General features: G+C 70.9%; 17 protein-coding genes. 7 read left to right on the top strand and 10 right to left on the bottom strand.

The window, feature by feature from the left end:
* Positions 1 to 257 precede the first annotated feature (257 nt).
* Positions 258 to 590, bottom strand: a complete 333-nt coding sequence (locus BD833_RS06265; protein ID WP_166532261.1) for a DMT family transporter — start codon at positions 588 to 590, stop codon at positions 258 to 260.
* Entirely contained in the window at positions 587 to 1327 is a 741-nt protein-coding gene (locus BD833_RS06260; RefSeq protein ID WP_166532260.1) for an SDR family NAD(P)-dependent oxidoreductase, read from the bottom strand. Before BD833_RS06260 ends, BD833_RS06265 begins: the two co-directional genes overlap by 4 nt.
* Before the next feature lie 89 nt (positions 1328 to 1416).
* On the opposite strand from BD833_RS06260, the gene BD833_RS06255 reads away from it, so the two are divergent.
* The 3 genes from BD833_RS06255 (at position 1417) to BD833_RS06245 (ending at position 3658) form a co-directional block, all read left to right on the top strand.
* The gene (locus BD833_RS06255) at positions 1417 to 2085 is read left to right on the top strand and encodes a TetR/AcrR family transcriptional regulator (protein WP_341770581.1); all 669 of its coding nucleotides are present in this window, start codon (positions 1417 to 1419) and stop codon (positions 2083 to 2085) included.
* A gap of 92 nt (positions 2086 to 2177) precedes the next feature.
* On the top strand, positions 2178 to 2441 hold the full coding sequence (locus BD833_RS06250) for a hypothetical protein (RefSeq protein WP_208092380.1): 264 nt from the start codon (positions 2178 to 2180) through the stop codon (positions 2439 to 2441).
* Between the two features lie 39 nt (positions 2442 to 2480).
* Positions 2481 to 3658 (top strand): IS3 family transposase gene (locus BD833_RS06245; protein ID WP_243737479.1). Its coding sequence is split into 2 segments (ribosomal slippage): positions 2481 to 2765 and positions 2768 to 3658, totalling 1176 coding nucleotides; the frame shifts between segments, so codons are not numbered across the junction.
* A 216-nt stretch (positions 3659 to 3874) separates the two neighbouring features.
* Here the strand turns inward: BD833_RS06245 and BD833_RS06240 are convergent.
* A complete protein-coding gene (locus BD833_RS06240) occupies positions 3875 to 5341 on the bottom strand; it encodes an NAD(P)/FAD-dependent oxidoreductase (protein ID WP_166532258.1) in 1467 nt (488 codons plus the stop codon).
* A 315-nt stretch (positions 5342 to 5656) separates the two neighbouring features.
* Between BD833_RS06240 and BD833_RS06235 the strand changes: the two genes are divergently transcribed.
* Together BD833_RS06235 and BD833_RS06230 are read left to right on the top strand one after the other, a co-directional pair.
* Positions 5657 to 6820 carry a sensor histidine kinase gene (locus BD833_RS06235; protein WP_166532257.1) on the top strand — a complete coding sequence of 388 codons (1164 nt, stop codon included), beginning with the start codon at positions 5657 to 5659 and terminating at the stop codon, positions 6818 to 6820.
* On the top strand, positions 6817 to 7473 hold the full coding sequence (locus tag BD833_RS06230) for a response regulator (RefSeq protein WP_166532256.1): 657 nt from the start codon (positions 6817 to 6819) through the stop codon (positions 7471 to 7473). The genes BD833_RS06235 and BD833_RS06230 overlap by 4 nt, the downstream gene beginning before the upstream one ends.
* Here BD833_RS06230 and BD833_RS06225 read toward each other — a convergent pair.
* The 3 genes from BD833_RS06225 to BD833_RS06215 form a co-directional block, all read right to left on the bottom strand.
* The gene (locus tag BD833_RS06225; RefSeq protein WP_166532255.1) at positions 7470 to 7880 is read right to left on the bottom strand and encodes a DUF6463 family protein; all 411 of its coding nucleotides are present in this window, start codon (positions 7878 to 7880) and stop codon (positions 7470 to 7472) included. The genes BD833_RS06230 and BD833_RS06225 overlap by 4 nt on opposite strands.
* A gap of 175 nt (positions 7881 to 8055) precedes the next feature.
* On the bottom strand, positions 8056 to 8790 hold the full coding sequence (locus tag BD833_RS06220) for a hypothetical protein (protein WP_166532254.1): 735 nt from the start codon (positions 8788 to 8790) through the stop codon (positions 8056 to 8058).
* A gap of 468 nt (positions 8791 to 9258) precedes the next feature.
* Positions 9259 to 9864 (bottom strand): dihydrofolate reductase family protein, encoded by a 606-nt coding sequence (locus BD833_RS06215; RefSeq protein ID WP_166532253.1) that lies wholly within the window; start codon positions 9862 to 9864, stop codon positions 9259 to 9261.
* 176 nt (positions 9865 to 10040) lie between these two features.
* On the opposite strand from BD833_RS06215, the gene BD833_RS06210 reads away from it, so the two are divergent.
* Positions 10041 to 11099, top strand: coding sequence for an RNA polymerase subunit sigma-70 (locus BD833_RS06210; protein ID WP_243737478.1), 1059 nt, complete (start codon positions 10041 to 10043; stop codon positions 11097 to 11099).
* Positions 11100 to 11275: 176 nt separating this feature from the next.
* Here the strand turns inward: BD833_RS06210 and BD833_RS06205 are convergent, their stop codons facing one another.
* The 4 genes from BD833_RS06205 to BD833_RS06190 all read right to left on the bottom strand — a co-directional run bounded on the left by BD833_RS06205 (position 11276) and on the right by BD833_RS06190 (position 13501).
* The gene (locus BD833_RS06205; RefSeq protein ID WP_166532252.1) at positions 11276 to 11608 is read right to left on the bottom strand and encodes a hypothetical protein; all 333 of its coding nucleotides are present in this window, start codon (positions 11606 to 11608) and stop codon (positions 11276 to 11278) included.
* A 193-nt stretch (positions 11609 to 11801) separates the two neighbouring features.
* Positions 11802 to 12293 (bottom strand): SRPBCC family protein, encoded by a 492-nt coding sequence (locus BD833_RS06200; protein ID WP_166532251.1) that lies wholly within the window; start codon positions 12291 to 12293, stop codon positions 11802 to 11804.
* 154 nt (positions 12294 to 12447) lie between these two features.
* A complete protein-coding gene (locus tag BD833_RS06195) occupies positions 12448 to 13092 on the bottom strand; it encodes an SRPBCC domain-containing protein (protein WP_208092379.1) in 645 nt (214 codons plus the stop codon).
* A 1-nt stretch (position 13093) separates the two neighbouring features.
* The gene (locus tag BD833_RS06190) at positions 13094 to 13501 is read right to left on the bottom strand and encodes an ArsR/SmtB family transcription factor (RefSeq protein WP_166532250.1); all 408 of its coding nucleotides are present in this window, start codon (positions 13499 to 13501) and stop codon (positions 13094 to 13096) included.
* A gap of 138 nt (positions 13502 to 13639) precedes the next feature.
* On the opposite strand from BD833_RS06190, the gene BD833_RS06185 reads away from it, so the two are divergent.
* Positions 13640 to 15079, top strand: a complete 1440-nt coding sequence (locus tag BD833_RS06185; RefSeq protein ID WP_166532249.1) for a 3-hydroxybutyrate oligomer hydrolase family protein — start codon at positions 13640 to 13642, stop codon at positions 15077 to 15079.
* Positions 15080 to 15161: the final 82 nt, after the last annotated feature.

The following is a 15161-nucleotide window of genomic DNA, read 5'->3' as shown; positions in this document are numbered from 1 at the left end:
TGTCGACTGATCCGCTGACCACTGAGTCGCATGGGAGGGCCTTCGGCAGGATGAGCGCCTAACCGGCCTCTACCAGCACCTCGGACACCACGAGGCGGCGATCCGCTTTCAGAGCATCAGTCATCTAGCGACGGCATCTCGAACGTTCGCATCTGGGCGGGCTCGGGTTCAAGGGCGGTGTCGGGACAGTCATGCGAAACGGGTTTCGTGGCGGCCGCCCATGACGGGACGTGCGCCCGTCGGCCTGGTTGTGACCGTTAGGTCTCGAGGAGGTGCAGGCCGGCCGCGCCGGCGAGGATCAGCACGAGACACGTTCCTCGCGCCCAGGTGACGTGCTCGCCCAAGAAGACCATGCCGACCGTTGCTACCCCTGCGGCTCCCAGACCTGTCCACACTGCATAGGCAGTGCCGACCGGCAGGTCGCGCAGGGCCAGGGCCAAGGCGCCGAGGCTGAGCGCGGCGACGGTCACGGCCGTGAGCGCCCAGCCCGGGCGGGTGAGTCCGTTCGCGCGCTGCAGCGCCACGGCCCAGACGACCTCCAGGGCCGCCGCGACCAGAAGCAGCAGCCACGCCGTCGCGACGCGCGTCATGCTGCGAAACCGCCGTCGACGAGGATGGCGGTGCCGCTGACATATGCGCCGGCTTGTCCCGCCAAGGCGGCCACCGTCGCGGCGATCTCGGCTGGACTGGCGTAGCGCCCGAGCGCGATCAGGTCGCGCTCGGCGTCAGCATCCGGGCCGTCTGCAGGATTCATGTCGGTGTCCGTGGACCCCGGGTGCACCACGGTGGCAGTGATGCCTCGCGGGCCGAGGTCGCGGGCCAGCCCGCGCACCAGGCCGGAGAGCGCTGCCTTGCTCATCGCGTACGCCGTGATGCCCCCGTAGGGCACACGCTCGGCAAAGCATGACCCGACGAAGATGAGCCGCCCGCCATGCTGCATGTGGGGTGCGGCAGCCTGGGCGGCGAGGAAAGCCGACCGCGCATGCACGTCGAGCGCGGCGTCGAGGTCCGCCAATGTCACCTGCTCCAGGGGGCCGGAGGGGAACACCCCGGCGTTGTGCACCAGGACGTCAAGACGTCCCAACTCCTCGACGGTCTGCTGAACAGAGTCGCGCACTGCCGATGCGTCCGCAGCCTCAGCCCGCAGCGCGAGCCCCCGGTGGCCGAGCTGACGAACGCGGCGGCACACGTCCTCGGCTGTCGACGCGGACCTCTGGTAGGTCACCGCGACGTCGGCACCCGACTCAGCCAGTGCAAGGGCTATCGCGGCGCCGATACCCCGCCCCCCGCCGGTCACGAGTGCCGCCCTTCCATCCAGCTCACCCATCTCGGTCTCCCTCCTTTTGTAGAACGTTCGCTGTGAATATAATGGCGAGCGAGGGAGTTGTAAAACGAACGTTCTAGAACGGGGTATGGATGGCTACCCGTGGTCGACCACGCTCCTTCGACCGTGACACGGCGTTGACGGCTGCCATGACACTTTTTTGGCAGCGCGGGTACGAGGCGTGCTCGATGAGGGACGTCGCCGACGTGACCGGGCTCGGTCCCGCCAGCCTGTACGCCGCCTTCGGGTCCAAGGCCGAGCTCTACACCGAGGCGGTCAACCGCTACGAGGCGGTCGAGAGCACCGCTACCGCTTCAGCACTGGCCGGGTGCCCGACCGCGCGCGGTGCCGTCGAAGAGCTGCTGATGGGCAACGTCCGTGCCTACACCCGCGCGGACCACCCCCGAGGCTGCATGGTCGTGCTCGGCGTGAGCACGGTGCCCGACTCCGAGAAGGGCGTGCGTGACTTCCTCGACCGGTGCCGTACCGCGTCGCGCGACGCCATCGCTGCCCGGCTGCGCCAGGCGGTCGACGAAGGAGAACTGACAGCCGACGCGCCGGTCGAGACGGTGGCCGACCTCGTCTACACCGTCCTGGAGGGACTCGCGCTCGCCGCACGCTCGGGTGCTTCGCCGGAGCAGCTGACGTCCACCGTCGACTGCTTCATCAGCGCCTGGGATGCCCTCGTAAGTGCTCCCGCCGGTCCATTACCCCCGGAGGCTCGCTCTAGAGGGTATGGATTAAACGCTCAGGGCTGCTGAGGGTTGCAGGCCGGGGCCCACTCACAATTGGTCGTGGGTTACCGAGTAGGGCAGGCCCTGCTCGGCCTCTCCAACAGTTGTGGGAGGCTCCGGTGTTCACCGAGCGTACGAGCGTTGGGCTCGACGTGCACGCAGGATCTGTCGCGGCAGCAGCGATCGACGGCGTCACGGGCGAGTTGGTCCAGACCATGCTGACCCCGTCTTACGAGCACGTCAGGTCCTGGGTGCAAAGCCTGCCGGGTCCGACTGCGGTCGCCTATGAGGCCGGGCCGACCGGGTTCGGGCTGTACCGGGCGCTGACCGCAGCCGGGTTCCGGTGGGAGGTCGGGATTGCTGCACAAGTAGGTGACATCTGATCTGTGGTGCCGACAGGTGCCGCTGGAAGGATGTTCACCGTGCCCAAGCCCTACCCCAAGGAGTTCCGCGACGACGTCGTGAACGTCGCCCGCAACCGTGAGCCGGGCCAGCATCTGAAGCAGATCGCTGCCGACTTCGGCATCAGCGAGTCCTGCCTGACGAACTGGATGAAGGCCGCCGACGTCGAGGACGGGGTCAAGCCCGGCACCACCGCGGCGGAGAACGCGGACCTGCGTGAGGCGCGCAAGCGGATCCGGCTGCTTGAGCAGGAGAACGAGGTCCTGCGCCGGGCGGCGGCCTACCTGTCCCAGGCCAACCTGCCGGGAAAATGTTCTACCCGCTCGTCCGAGAGCTCGCCGCCGACGGAATCCCCGTCGCGGTGACGTGCCGGGTCCTGAAGATCGCCCGCCAGCCCTACTACCGGTGGCTGACCGGGCCGGTCACCACCAGCGAACTCCTCCGGGCTCACCGGGCCAACGCGCTGTTCGACGCCCACCGCGACGACCCGGAGTTCGGCTACCGGCTTCTGGTCGACGAGGCCGCAGCGAACGGGCAGCCGATGGCGACACGCACCGCGTGGGCGCTCTGCGCGGCCAACCGCTGGTGGAGCGCATTCGGCAAGCCCCGCCGGGGCAAGGGCGGTCGTCCCGGCCCACCGGTGCACGACGACCAGGTCAACCGGGTGTTCACCGCCGAGGCGCCCAACGCCGTCTGGTTGACCGACATCACCGAGCACGCCACCGGCGAGGGCGAGCTCTACCTGTGCGCGATCAAGGACGTGCACTCCAACCGGATCGTCGGCTACTCCATCGACTCCCGGATGAAGTCCCGGCTCGCGGTCACCGCGCTCGACAACGCCGTCGCCCGGCGGAATGCCGACGGCGCGGACGTGGCCGGCTGCATCGTGGATTCCGACCGCGGATCGCAGTTCCGCAGCCGGAAATTCGTCCACGCCCTCAACCGGCATCAGCTGTCCGGCTCGATGGGCAGAGTCGGTGCGGCCGGCGACAACGCGGCCATGGAGTCGTTCTTTGCGCTGCTGCAGAAGAACGTGCTCGATCGCCGCCGCTGGCGTACTCGCCAGGAACTGCGCATCGCGATCGTCACCTGGATCGAACGCACCTACCACCGGCGGCGCCGGCAAGACGCCCTCGGCCTACTCACGCCCATCGAGTACGAGACCATCGTCCCCACACTGGCCGCTCAGGCTGCCTGACCCGACCTGTCACCTACTCGTGCAGCAGTCCCCTCCCCCTCGGACACAGGACCGCTGGCTCACGCCAGTGCCGACGCACAGGGCGCCCGCGCGTAGCGGAGCGCCCTGCGTCGTTTCTGCGCGGTGGTCACTGCCGGGTCTGACGTAGCTCTGCGACAGAGCTGGGAGAGCGCCGGCGAGGTCCCCGCGCTCCCCCCGTCGCTGCCGCCCCGTCCGTCATTGCCTTTCGGTGGAGGTCCGCGCAGGAGGACGGCTGGCTTCAGCGCCCCCTGGACGACGCGGCTCCACGACCGGGGACGGCTGCGCCGACCCCGATGACACCGTGGGGCTGCCAGGCCCGCTTTCCGCCGCCTCGAACTCTTCGAACAGGCGCTCCAGCGCCATGCGGCCGTAGACCTGCTGCTGCGTGGCCACCCGCTGGGCTCGGCCGCGCCCGAGGAAGCTGACCAGCCAGTCGAGCACCGTGACGACGCGGCTCCTGAACCCCACCATGTAGAAGAGGTGGACGGCCAGCCACATGAGCCACGCGAGGAAGCCCCCGAACTCGACCCTGCCGATCTGCACGACGGCGAAGAAGCGCGAGATCGTGGCCATCGAGCCCTTGTCGAAGTACCGGAAGGGCCCTCGCGGGTCCTTTCCGGTGTGCCGACGCTGGATCGCGTCTGCGGCGTACCTGCCGCCCTGGATGGCCACCTGAGCCACCCCGGGCAGTCCGTCCAACGCCGCCATGTCGCCCACGACGTGCACCTCGGGATGGCCGGGCAGCGTGAGGTCGGGCTGCACGACGATTCGTCGGGCATGGTCGATGTGCGCGCCGGACTGGTCGGCCAGGATCCGGGCGAGCGGGCTGGCTTGCACACCGGCAGCCCAGATCGTGGTCGCGGCGTCGAACCGGTGGCCGTGGCCATCGCTGTCCTCCATCTCGATGCCGTCGGCGTCGACATCGGTGACCGTGGCACCGACGTGCACCTCTACGCCGACGCGGCTCAGCCGACGGCGGGCGAGGCCACCGAGCTTCTCCCCGAAAGCCGGCAACACGCCCGGGGAGGCATCCAGCAGCACGACCCGGGCGCCGGCCGGGTCGATGTTGCGGAAGTTCTCGCGCAGGGTCCGCCGCGCCAGCTCGGCGACCTGACCGGCCATCTCCACACCCGTCGGGCCGGCGCCCACGACGACGAAGGTGAGCAGCCGGTCGATCTCCACCTGCGTCTCGGCCAGCTCGGCCAGCTCGAAGGCCCCGAAGATCCGGCCACGCAGTTCGAGCGCGTCGTCGATGCTCTTCAGGCCGGGCGCGAACTCGGCGAACCGGTCGTTGCCGAAGTAGGACTGGCCGGCCCCCGCGGCCACGATCAGCTCGTCGTAGCCGTGCACCGTCGTGCGACCGAGGACGGTCGAGGTGACCGTGCGGGCGGTCAGGTCGATGTCGGTCACCTCACCCAGGACGACGCGAACATTCTGTTGCCGGCGCAGGATCTCCCGGGTCGGTGCGGCGATCTCACCCTCGGACAGGATCCCGGTCGCGACCTGGTAGAGAAGCGGCTGGAACAAGTGGTGACCGGTCGCGTCGATCATCGTGATGTCGACGTCGGCCCGGCGCAGAGCCTTGGTGGCGAAGAGGCCCCCGAAACCGGACCCGATCACCACGACCCGCGGCCGTGGCTTCGTGCGGTGCTGGTCGTTCATGGTTGCTCCACGTGGCGAGTGGGATGGGTTGATGCACGGCGCGTGGGTGACCAGGCCCGGCCGTCAGCCGCAGCCGAGGGGGCGACCGCAGTGATCACGAGCCAACGGCGGTCTGCTGGTCCGCGGTGTGCCCTGCCTGGATGACGGTAGGAAGGCCACCCGCACCGCACAGGTGCCGGCGGTAACCGGTTCCGGCCATGACTTCCGGCAGGCTGTCCGCTGGACGGAGTCGGCGGTCAGCTGTCGCAAGCCGTGACTTCCGGCACCCGCACCAGGGCCTCGTCGTCCCTACGCTCCGGGCAGGAGGTGGCAGCCATGATGTCCCGGGCCGCGGTGCGGACCATCGGCACGGCCGCATTCGTCTCGGTCGTCGCCGTCGGCGTGGTCGTGCTCATGACGGCGTCGGACCTGGATCCGGGCTCCTCGCCCGCGCGACCGGCGTGGTGGTGGACGGCCTACCTGCTCTACGTCGTGGTCTTCCTCGTCATGCTCGACCACCTCCCGCGGCCGCCCGGGGTGACCGACGACGCGTTGGTCGTCGCAGCGGTCGCGCTCGGCATCGCCGTCTTCATGCTGTACCCGGACCCCGGTTGGACCGCGATCGTGCTGGTCGTCACGGCGGCGGGCGCGGCATTCGTCTGGCCGCCGCGCGCCGTCGTGGCCGTCATCGCCGTCCAGACCGCTGCAGTCGGGCTGGCCTTCGGGATCGGTGTGGCGACGAAGGGCTGGCCCGTCTCGGAGCTCGTGCTGTCCGTCCTGGCGGACGGCAGCTTCCAGTTCTTCGCCGCGCTCCTGGTGCGGACCGCACGGCGGGAGGCCGAGGCCCGTACGGACCTCGCCGTGGCCCACGCCGAACTGCGCGCCGCCTACACGCTGCTGGAGGTCACCAGCCGGGACGCCGAACGGCTGCGCATCTCCCGCGACCTCCACGACGTGCTCGGTCACAAGCTCACCGCCCTCGTCCTGGAGCTGGAGGTCGCCTCCCATCTGGTCAGCGGGACGGGCGCCGAGCACGTGAGCGGAGCACGGACGATCGCCAAGGACCTGCTCGGTGACGTCCGCGCGACCGTCGGCCGGATGCGGGAGAGCGGGCGCGTCCTCGAACCCATGCTCCACTCCCTGGCGCGCGACGTGCCCGGACTGGACGTGTCTCTGCAGGTCGTGGAAGCGGGCCCGGTCGAGGGGGACCAGGCCCAGGTGGTGCTGCGCTGCGTGCAGGAGGCGATCACGAACACCTTGCGGCACTCGGGGGCGGAACAGCTGCACGTGACAGTGGTCGCCGACGCCTCGGGCATCTGCGTCGAGACACGGGACGACGGCTGGGGCACCGCGGTCATCGTCCCCGGCAACGGGCTGACCGGGATGCGCGAACGGTTCCAGGCACTCGGTGGCAGCCTGCACGTCGGCTCCAGCCCCGGCCACGGTTTCACCGCGACCGGGCGTCTGCCGGCGAGGATCCCCGCAGGACGGTCGACATGACCGACGCGCCGGTCCGCGTCCTCCTCGTCGACGACCAGACCCTGGTGCGACAAGGCATCCGCGGCCTCCTCTCCCTCACTCCGGAGGTCGACGTGGTCGGTGAGGGCGCCGACGGCGACGAGGCCCTGCGCCTCCTCGACGAGTGCGACGTGGACGTCCTGCTCCTCGACCTGCGCATGCCCGGCTGCGACGGCATCGCCACGCTGGAGGCGATGCGCGAGCGCGACATCCACGTCCCCGTGCTGGTGCTGACCACGTTCGACGACGAGGAACTCGTGCTGCAGGCGCTGCGCGGCGGCGCTCGTGGCTATCTGCTCAAGGACGTCACGCTCGAGCAGCTCGTGAGCGCCGTGCGGTCGCTCGCCTCGGGCGGCACGGTCCTGCAGCCGGCGCTCACCGAGCGACTCCTGCAGGCGATGGTCGAGCGGCCGGAGATCATCGAGGGCAGCCAGCGGCCGGAGCCGCTCACCGCCCGCGAGCTCGACGTGCTGCGGCTCGCAGCCGCCGGCTGGTCCAACCGGGAGATCGCCCACGGGCTGCACCTGGCCGAGGGGACGGTGAAGAACCACATGTCCAGCGTCCTGCTCAAGCTGGGGGTGCGGGACCGCATCCGAGCCGTCCTCCGCGCGCTCGAACTCAGGCTGCTCACCTAGTGATGGCCGGATCGCCCGCCGATGTTCGCGGACCGGCGGGCCAGCCACGCGATGGGCAGGAACAGCCAGAAGGGTGAGGCCGGCATCAGGAGGACGCCCCACAACCCGGTCGCGACGAGGACGGTGGCCGTCGCGGGAGGCGGGCGTCCGTGGACCTTCTCGTGACCCCGCACGATCGCGCCCAACCCGATCACGCCGAGTCCTGATGTCACGTACCAGAACCCCACGCCCCTGCGTTCGGTGAGCACGGGGTCCGCGTCGACCGAGGCGATCACTCCCCCGTCCACGACACTGCGGACGGACTCGGGGTAGAAGGCATGCACGGACGCGACGTGCGCGACGCCCAGCACCACGGTCCAGAGGCCCGCGCTGCGCACCGGGGGCACGCCGCCTGGCGCCGTGCTCATCGCGGAGCTCCGGTCTGCGACATCTGGAGTCGAGCCAGCATCCGCCGGACTGCTCCCGGCGCCTGAGCGCGAACCCGGGGCGGGCGGCCTTCGCGGTCGGAGCCGCCGGTGGTGTCGACGCGTTCCGTGCCCGGGCCGCGCACGACGCGAGCCAGGCTCACGCATGCATCGACGTTCAGCGCCATGGTCTGTCCCGTCCTACGAGGGGCGGGTCGGGCGCCGTGTCCCCCTCGCCGCCGGCGGGAGTGACGAGGCCGTCGTCCTCCGCAGGGTTCACCGTCACGTGCAGCCCACGCATTGCGCCCGCCACCCGCGGCCGGAGGACGACGGACGGCGAGGCGTCGACGTCCCCCGGGCAGGACGAGCGCCGCGACGTCGGCACGGCAGGTGCGTGGGTCGGGTCCGTGCCGCTGGGTGCGGTCCGGTGCTCGGCCCGGACGACCCGGAGTGACCGGCGGAACTCCGGCGCGGCCCTCCGGTCGAGACTGCTCGCCGCAGCCGCCGACGGGCCGGTCGCTTGCCGGAGCCCTCCGGTCACGACTCGCCGCGCGGTCCTCCGGTGGAGGATCCCGACGATCGCCCAGACCCCCCGCGTGAGCACCGGCCGCCGGTAGCGCAGGATGGTCGTGAGCACCCTGCGCCCCGGTTCGACGTTGCGGGCGACCATCACCGTGTCCATCAGCCGGTCGGAGTCCTCCAGCACGACCACAGCGGCAGTGGACTCGACGATGCGGACCGAGCCGAGGCCGTCGGCGTTACCGGCGATCCGCTTGATCCAGGTCGGTGTGGCGTCCACTCCCGCGCGGACCCACTCCTCGGGCGAGCAGTGATCCGGCCCCTCGAGCCGCAGTTCGAAGGCGTCGGCGTAGTCGTACGGCCGGGCGGCGGCGATCGGGTCGGTGACCTTCACGCGGCGCCCCACGTGGGTGGCCCGGCCCATCCTTCGCGCCGCCCGGCTGGACGGCGACCCGGCATCGCGGCGTGCTGTGCCACGTCGCCCACCGTCAGCGCCTGCCGCGCACCCGGGGACGGGGCAGGCCGTGCGGTCGGTTCGATCGTCCATGGGGCAGTCCTCCAACACCTCGGGGTGTCCGTCTCGACTCCGGAGCGGACGGTGGCCGGCGGCTTACGCGGCTCTCGCCCACCGCCGTCGCCGACGCTAGGAGGGGTTAGGGGCTGGCACAGGTGCGTGTGGTCACCGCTTCCGGCCATGACGTCCGGCATGGCTGCCCTTGAACGGCTGGACACCTCCGGAGGCGTGATGCCCGGCTGCTGCCGCTCCAGGGCAGGCTTCGACCCAGGCACGTCCGTCCATGGGACGACGGGGCGCCCGTACGTGCCGCGCCTGGGCAGGACGGACCGGACGTCGTCCGGGCCGTCACCGTTCGTCGTTCGTTCGGAGGCCGTCGGTTCCGGACGCACGGGCCCGCTCGTAGGTGAGGACGGCGACGCCGCCCTCGATGGCCTGGACGTCGACGAGACGCATCGGCCTCAGGTGACCGGCCTCGCCGAACAGACGCGCGCCGGCTCCGAGCACGATCGGGAAGACCTTGAGCCGGATCTCGTCGACGAGGTCCTGCTCGAACAGCCCGCGGACGAGCTGGAAGCTGGCGAGCACCACGATGTGCCCGGCCAGTTCCTCCCTGAGGACGGAAGCCGCGGCGGCCCCGTCACCCCGGAGAACCGTCGAGTTGCCCCACGCCGGCTCCTCCAGCGTCGAGGACACGACGTACTTGCGGAGGCTGTTCAGCCTGTCGGCCAGCTCACCCGTCCGGGACGGCCATCGCGCCGCCAACCACTCGTAGCTCCGGCGCCCGAGGAGCAGCGCCTCGGCACCCCGCGCCTCGTCGAGGGTGAGCCTGTCGAGCTGGGGACGGTCCGTGATCCGGCCGACCCAGCCGCCGACCCGGGAGCCCTCGTCACCGGCCGGGTCCTCGACGACTCCGTCGATCGTGATGTTGTCGCTGACGACGATCCTGCCCATCGTGGTTCTCCCTCGTCCGCTGATGCTCCGGTCGATGCCGGGCGCCGAAAGCCCGCATCGATGAGGCAGACACCGCGGCGTCGGGGAAGTGGGCGGTCGGGAACCGCCCACTTCGTCGCTCGCCCGGTGTACGTACAGGACGACCTGGTGATCACGGCCCGGACGGAGGGACGCCTGTGACCGCGGTGAGATCCGACCTGATCTCGAAGGCGCAGGCCGGGGACGGCGGCGCGTTCCGGGAGCTCACCGAGCCGCACCGGCGGGAGCTCCAGGTGCACTGCTACCGGATGCTCGGGTCCCTCCAGGACGCCGAGGACGTCGTCCAGGAGACGCTGTTGGCGGCCTGGCGAGGCATCGGCGGGTTCGTCGAGGAGCGGGCCACGCTCCGCACCTGGCTCTACCGCATCGCGACGAACCAGTCCCTCAACGCGCGCCGAGCGGCCGGTCGGCGGCCCGCCACGGCGTGGGACGTGCCCGACGTCGAACCGCCCGAGCCGACGAGCCTCGGCGAGGTCACCTGGCTCGAGCCCTGTCCCGACGCCCTCATCGGCAGTCCGATCGAGGGGGCATCCGGTCCAGAATCCCGCTACGAACTGACCGAGTCCATCTCCCTGGCCTTCGTCACGGCCCTGCAGGTCCTCCCCCCGCGCCAGATCGCCGTCCTGATCCTGCGGGACGTCCTCGGGTTCCACTCCCGCGAGGTGGCCGGCATGCTGGGCTCGACCGTCGACTCGGTCAACAGCGCGCTCAAGCGGGCGCGCAGCGGACTCCAGCGCCGCCTGCAGGGTGCCGGCCGAGAACCGCCACCCGCCCCTGGCTCACCGGACGAGGCCGCGATCGTCGGCAGCTTCGTCCGCGCCTGGGAGTCCGCCGACCTCGATGCGCTCGTGGCCCTGCTGACCGACGACGTCTTCGTCTCCATGCCGCCGATCCCCTTCGAGTACACGGGCCGCGATGCTGCGATCCGGTTGTGCGGCAGCATCTTCGGATCCGGCCGCCGGTTCGACCTCGTCCCGACCCGAGCCAACGGTCAGCCGGCCCTGGGGGCCTACCTCCGCGCCTCTACCGGCGCCCGCCGCGCAGCCGGCCTCTACGTCCTCACCGTGGCCGGCGACCGCATATGCGCCATGACCCGGTTCGAGAGCGGCGTGCTCCCGTGGTTCGGGCTGCCCGGATCGCTCCCAGTCGCCAGCCGGTGGCCCGACCAGGACAGGGCGAGGCCCATCGGTCGCTGACCGATGGGCCGTCGTGGCTCCGACCCGTCCTGTGACGCGTCCCTGGCTGCGTACCGCGCCGTCTCGTCCAGGGGGACGAGCAGGCGGGGCGCAGGCGTCGGACCTGCCGCGCCGTTGAGTCTCCCGCGGGCGATCACGTGGCGTGTTCGGGACGGCGCAGGTCCTGCACCCGATGCTCACAGCTGAAGGACCGATGCCGCGAACAGATACGCCGCGGAGACGCCCGCTGGATCGTGCAGGTCTCCCGGGTTCTCCAGCACCGCCCGCGATCGAGCGCGCACGGCGGCGCCAGGATCCTCGGCCACGAGATCGACGCACAGCCCAGCGACGAGCGCACCGGCGTCGTGGGAGTCCAGACCCTCGAGGGCCAGCCCGTCGTCGAGCAGGGTCGCCGCCTCGCGGAACACCTCGCGAGCCATCTCGACGTCCACGTCGGGCCGAGCGCGAGCAACCGCCTCGGCGGTGAGCAGGAACTGATCGAACGGCGGGCGCACGTCGCCGGGCGGCATGCCGGAACGATCCCAGCGCGCCGCTTCGCGTGGCCATCCGATAACGGGCACCCGCCCGTCAGACATGGACCGCGCGAGGAAGGAGTGGACACTCGCGATGGCCCCCGGGCCGCCTCAGCCGTGTGCGCACGCAGCGGGCCTCCAAGCAGCGGCTGACAGCCGTCCGGAGATTCTGGCTGCCCGTCGCGGCAGCTCAGTTCTCGCTCTCGCGGACATCCTTTCCCTGTTCGGCGAACGCCTTGAAGTCCTGCATGTGCTGCTGCGACTGCTTGCGGAAGGAGCCGGGCATCAGCAGCGCCACCAGCCGCATCGGCAGGCTGCTGAACCGGTACTCGCTCTCGCTCTCCCAGAGCGTCGTGTCCGGGTGGGCCTCGGTCAGCCGATCACGCTGGACGCTCCGCATGCCCGCGCCGACGATCTCGCGGTCGAAGTGGACGACGCTGTCGGTCGGGATCCCGTGCAGGTCCGCCGGATCCCGGCGGGTGATCGTCTCGGTCATCTCGGTCTTCCGCTGCCCCCACTGCATCACCACCCGCGACCTGGTGCCGAGCTGCCCGTGCACCCCGTTCACGGGCTCGCGCAGCACCAGGCCCCGCAGCCACTTCGGTAGGTGTGCCGGGTCGGCGAGCAGTTGAGCCACTTTCTCCCGCGGCAGGGCGATCTCGATCGAGTTGGTGTACTTCATGTCGCCCGTTCCTCCTGGCTGTGGGATGACCTGCCTGTTGTGCTGCTCGTCCTGCTCCTCGACGGACGCGGTCTGACGTTCGTCTCGCGAATCGACACCTCGCATCGGCTGCGCGACCGCCGGGAATGCCGATCAGCCCACCGCAGCGGGAATGTCAGCTCGGGTCGGGCGCGTAGAACGTGCTGGTGGCCTCGACTGCAGCCGCGACGTGCTCCGGTTCGCCACCGGCGGCCAGGTGCGCATCGCCCCAGGCCGCAGCGCTGCGGCGGATGAACTCGCGCCCTTCGGGCGATTGCTGGACCACCTCGTGGTCGGCGGTCTCGCGACCGGCCAACAGCCGGGCCAGGGCGAGGAGGTACAGGTCCCAGCCGACGCCGCCGGCACCGGGGCCGTAGGTCGGGAAGAGCGGTTCCTCGACGACCGCTGCGTGGATCAGCTCGACATGGGTGGTCCCGGTCGCGACCGGGACCAGGCGCACCTCCACCTCGCTCGTGCCGGGCCAGGCGTCGGCGTCCGGCCCGAAGAGCCAGGACACCTTCAGCAGACGCGGCGGCTCGCACCGGAGGATCTCGCCGTGCTCGCCGCTGTCCAACGCGAACTTCCCGCCGACCCGCAGATCCCCGGTGACCGAACTCAACCAGCGGTGCAACCGCTCGGGGCTGGTGACGGCGTCCCAGACGTCGTCGATCTGCGCTTCGTACCGCCGCCGCAACTCGATGGTGTACGCCTCGCCGGCGGGCACGCTGCCCTTGCCCATCGCCCGCTGCGTGGCGGCCAGTTGGTCCAGCAGGTCTTTCACGTCAGGTTCCCTTCGCAGCTGGATCGGTCTCGTCCACATCGATGCCAGGCCCGGCCGGTCGGGTGGGCTCCCCGCCGGCCGGAGACCGAGCCGCTCGCCTGCCCCGGGCCAGTTCGGTCTCCAGGGCGTCGAGGCGGTGTTGCCACAACCGGCGGAACCGGTCCAACCATGCGTCGACCTCGCTCAGCGGCCCGGGCTCGACGGCATAGAACCGGCGAGCACCCTCGGGTCGCACCGACGTGAACCCGCTGTCACGCAGCACGCGCAGATGCTGTGAGACACCCGGCTGGGAGAGTCCGAACTCGGCCCGGATCACGTCCGTGAGCTGACCGGAGGTCTGCTCGCCGTCGGCGAGCAGCTCCAGTATTCGTCGCCGCACCGGGTCGCCGAGGACGTCGAACGCGTACACGAACCGGGACCCTACCTCCCCTCCTTATATAAGTCGATACGGGCATCCTGTCGCCGGTCGAGCGTCTTCAGGGCTGACCCTTGCCTTGCGCCGTGACCTGCGTCACGATCTCGGGGCCGATCCGCCGAGGGAGAACTGATGCGCCTGCGACGACGTCCCACCCTGCTCCTCACTCTCGGCACCGCGGTGGCACTCGCGTTGCCGGCCGGGCCGGCAGCCGCGCACCCGGGCGGCCACGGGCCCGGCCACGGTCCGGGAGGCGAGCCCTGCACCGCCGACGACACGGTGCACGTGCCCGGCGCCGAGCTGGCCGTCACCGCCTGCCTGCCGGACATCACCACCGCCGGGCTGCTCCAGGCACCCGCGGGCCAGTACACCGACCAGACGGACTGGCTCTCCCTCCACGCGCCCGGCACGGCCAACCCCAGCGGTGTGCCGGGGCTGCAGGTCGACGGCTACTTCCCGGACACCTCGAGCTTCAACACCACCCACGGCTGGAACCACGACAGCCAGTTCGTGCTGCGCATCCCGGACGACTGGAACGGCGGCCTGGTGGTGACCGGCGCGCCGGGCAACCGCAAGCAGTACGCCAACGACTTCCTGATCTCCGACTTCGTCCTCGCCCAGGGCTTCGCCTTCGCCTCCACGGACAAGGGCAACAACAGTCCCGACTTCTACCTGGACGGCGACCGGCCCGGCGACGCCGTGGTCGAGTGGCACGACCGGGTCACCCAGCTCACGATCGCTGCCCAGGGCGCGCTGCGCGAGCGCTTCGGCCACCGGCCCGAGCGGACGTACATGGCCGGCATCAGCAACGGCGGCTACCTGGTGCGCTGGCAGCTGGAGAACCGCGCGCCGCTCTACGACGGCGGCGTCGACTGGGAAGGCACCCTGTTCACGCCGGACGGGCCCAACCTGTTCACCTACCTGCCCACGGCCGTGCGCTACGTCCTGGGCCAGGCCGACGCGGAGGACATGTACGCCGCCGGCTTCGCCCGCGGGTCCGAGGCGCTGTGGCCCTACCACCAGCAGGTGTACTGGAGCCTGACGCAGAAGATCTACCGGGCCGAGTTCGACCCGGCGTACGACCCGGACTGCCCGGGGGCGACGGCGGGGACGACGCTGGCCGAGATCCTGGCACCGTGCCCCAGTGACGCCGCCTACGACGCGTGGTTCGCCGGCCCCGAGTCCGAGGACGTGCACAGAGCGCTGGCCCGGATCAGCCTGACCGGCAAGATCAAGAAGCCGCTGCTGACCCTGCACGGGACGCTGGACACCCTGCTGCCGATCAGCACCGACAGCGACGTCTACGCCGAGATGGTCGCCGACCAGTACCGGAGCCGGCTGCACCGCTACTACCGCATCGAGGGCGGCAACCACGTGGACAGCCTGGTGGGGCTGGACCCCGACACCCTCCGCCCGATGCTGCCCTGCTTCCGGACCGCCTTCGACGCCCTCACCGCCTGGGTCGAGGACCGCGAGCGGCCGCCGGCGAGCACGACCGTGCCCCGCCCGGCCGGCAACGGCGCCACCGACCCGGAGCTGCTGAACACCTGCTCGCTGAGCTCTGCGAATTGAGCCCTGCGAGCTGAGCCAGGTCCACCTGTCCGGTGGTGCCCGGCGGTCGGGACTGCGTTCCAGGTCCTGCCCGGACGTCGCC

It is taken from the genome of Blastococcus xanthinilyticus, assembly GCF_008124835.1.
Lineage (GTDB): Bacteria > Actinomycetota > Actinomycetes > Mycobacteriales > Geodermatophilaceae > Blastococcus > Blastococcus xanthinilyticus.
Note: the sequence above shows the minus strand (reverse complement) of the source record. Positions and strands in the feature narration are given on the sequence as shown.

What these genes read in the sequence shown, in the direction of transcription:
- BD833_RS06265 (WP_166532261.1), bottom strand. Translation starts at nt 590, where the DNA reads ATGACGCGCGTCGCGACGGCGTGGCTGCTGCTTCTGGTCGCGGCGGCC.
- BD833_RS06255 (WP_341770581.1), top strand. Translation starts at nt 1,417, where the DNA reads ATGGCTACCCGTGGTCGACCACGCTCCTTCGACCGTGACACGGCGTTG.
- BD833_RS06185 (WP_166532249.1), top strand. Translation starts at nt 13,640, where the DNA reads ATGCGCCTGCGACGACGTCCCACCCTGCTCCTCACTCTCGGCACCGCG.
- BD833_RS06260 (WP_166532260.1), bottom strand. Translation starts at nt 1,327, where the DNA reads ATGGGTGAGCTGGATGGAAGGGCGGCACTCGTGACCGGCGGGGGGCGG.
- BD833_RS06235 (WP_166532257.1), top strand. Translation starts at nt 5,657, where the DNA reads ATGATGTCCCGGGCCGCGGTGCGGACCATCGGCACGGCCGCATTCGTC.
- BD833_RS06240 (WP_166532258.1), bottom strand. Translation starts at nt 5,341, where the DNA reads ATGAACGACCAGCACCGCACGAAGCCACGGCCGCGGGTCGTGGTGATC.
- BD833_RS06230 (WP_166532256.1), top strand. Translation starts at nt 6,817, where the DNA reads ATGACCGACGCGCCGGTCCGCGTCCTCCTCGTCGACGACCAGACCCTG.
- BD833_RS06225 (WP_166532255.1), bottom strand. Translation starts at nt 7,880, where the DNA reads ATGAGCACGGCGCCAGGCGGCGTGCCCCCGGTGCGCAGCGCGGGCCTC.
- BD833_RS06215 (WP_166532253.1), bottom strand. Translation starts at nt 9,864, where the DNA reads ATGGGCAGGATCGTCGTCAGCGACAACATCACGATCGACGGAGTCGTC.
- BD833_RS06200 (WP_166532251.1), bottom strand. Translation starts at nt 12,293, where the DNA reads ATGAAGTACACCAACTCGATCGAGATCGCCCTGCCGCGGGAGAAAGTG.
- BD833_RS06205 (WP_166532252.1), bottom strand. Translation starts at nt 11,608, where the DNA reads ATGCCGCCCGGCGACGTGCGCCCGCCGTTCGATCAGTTCCTGCTCACC.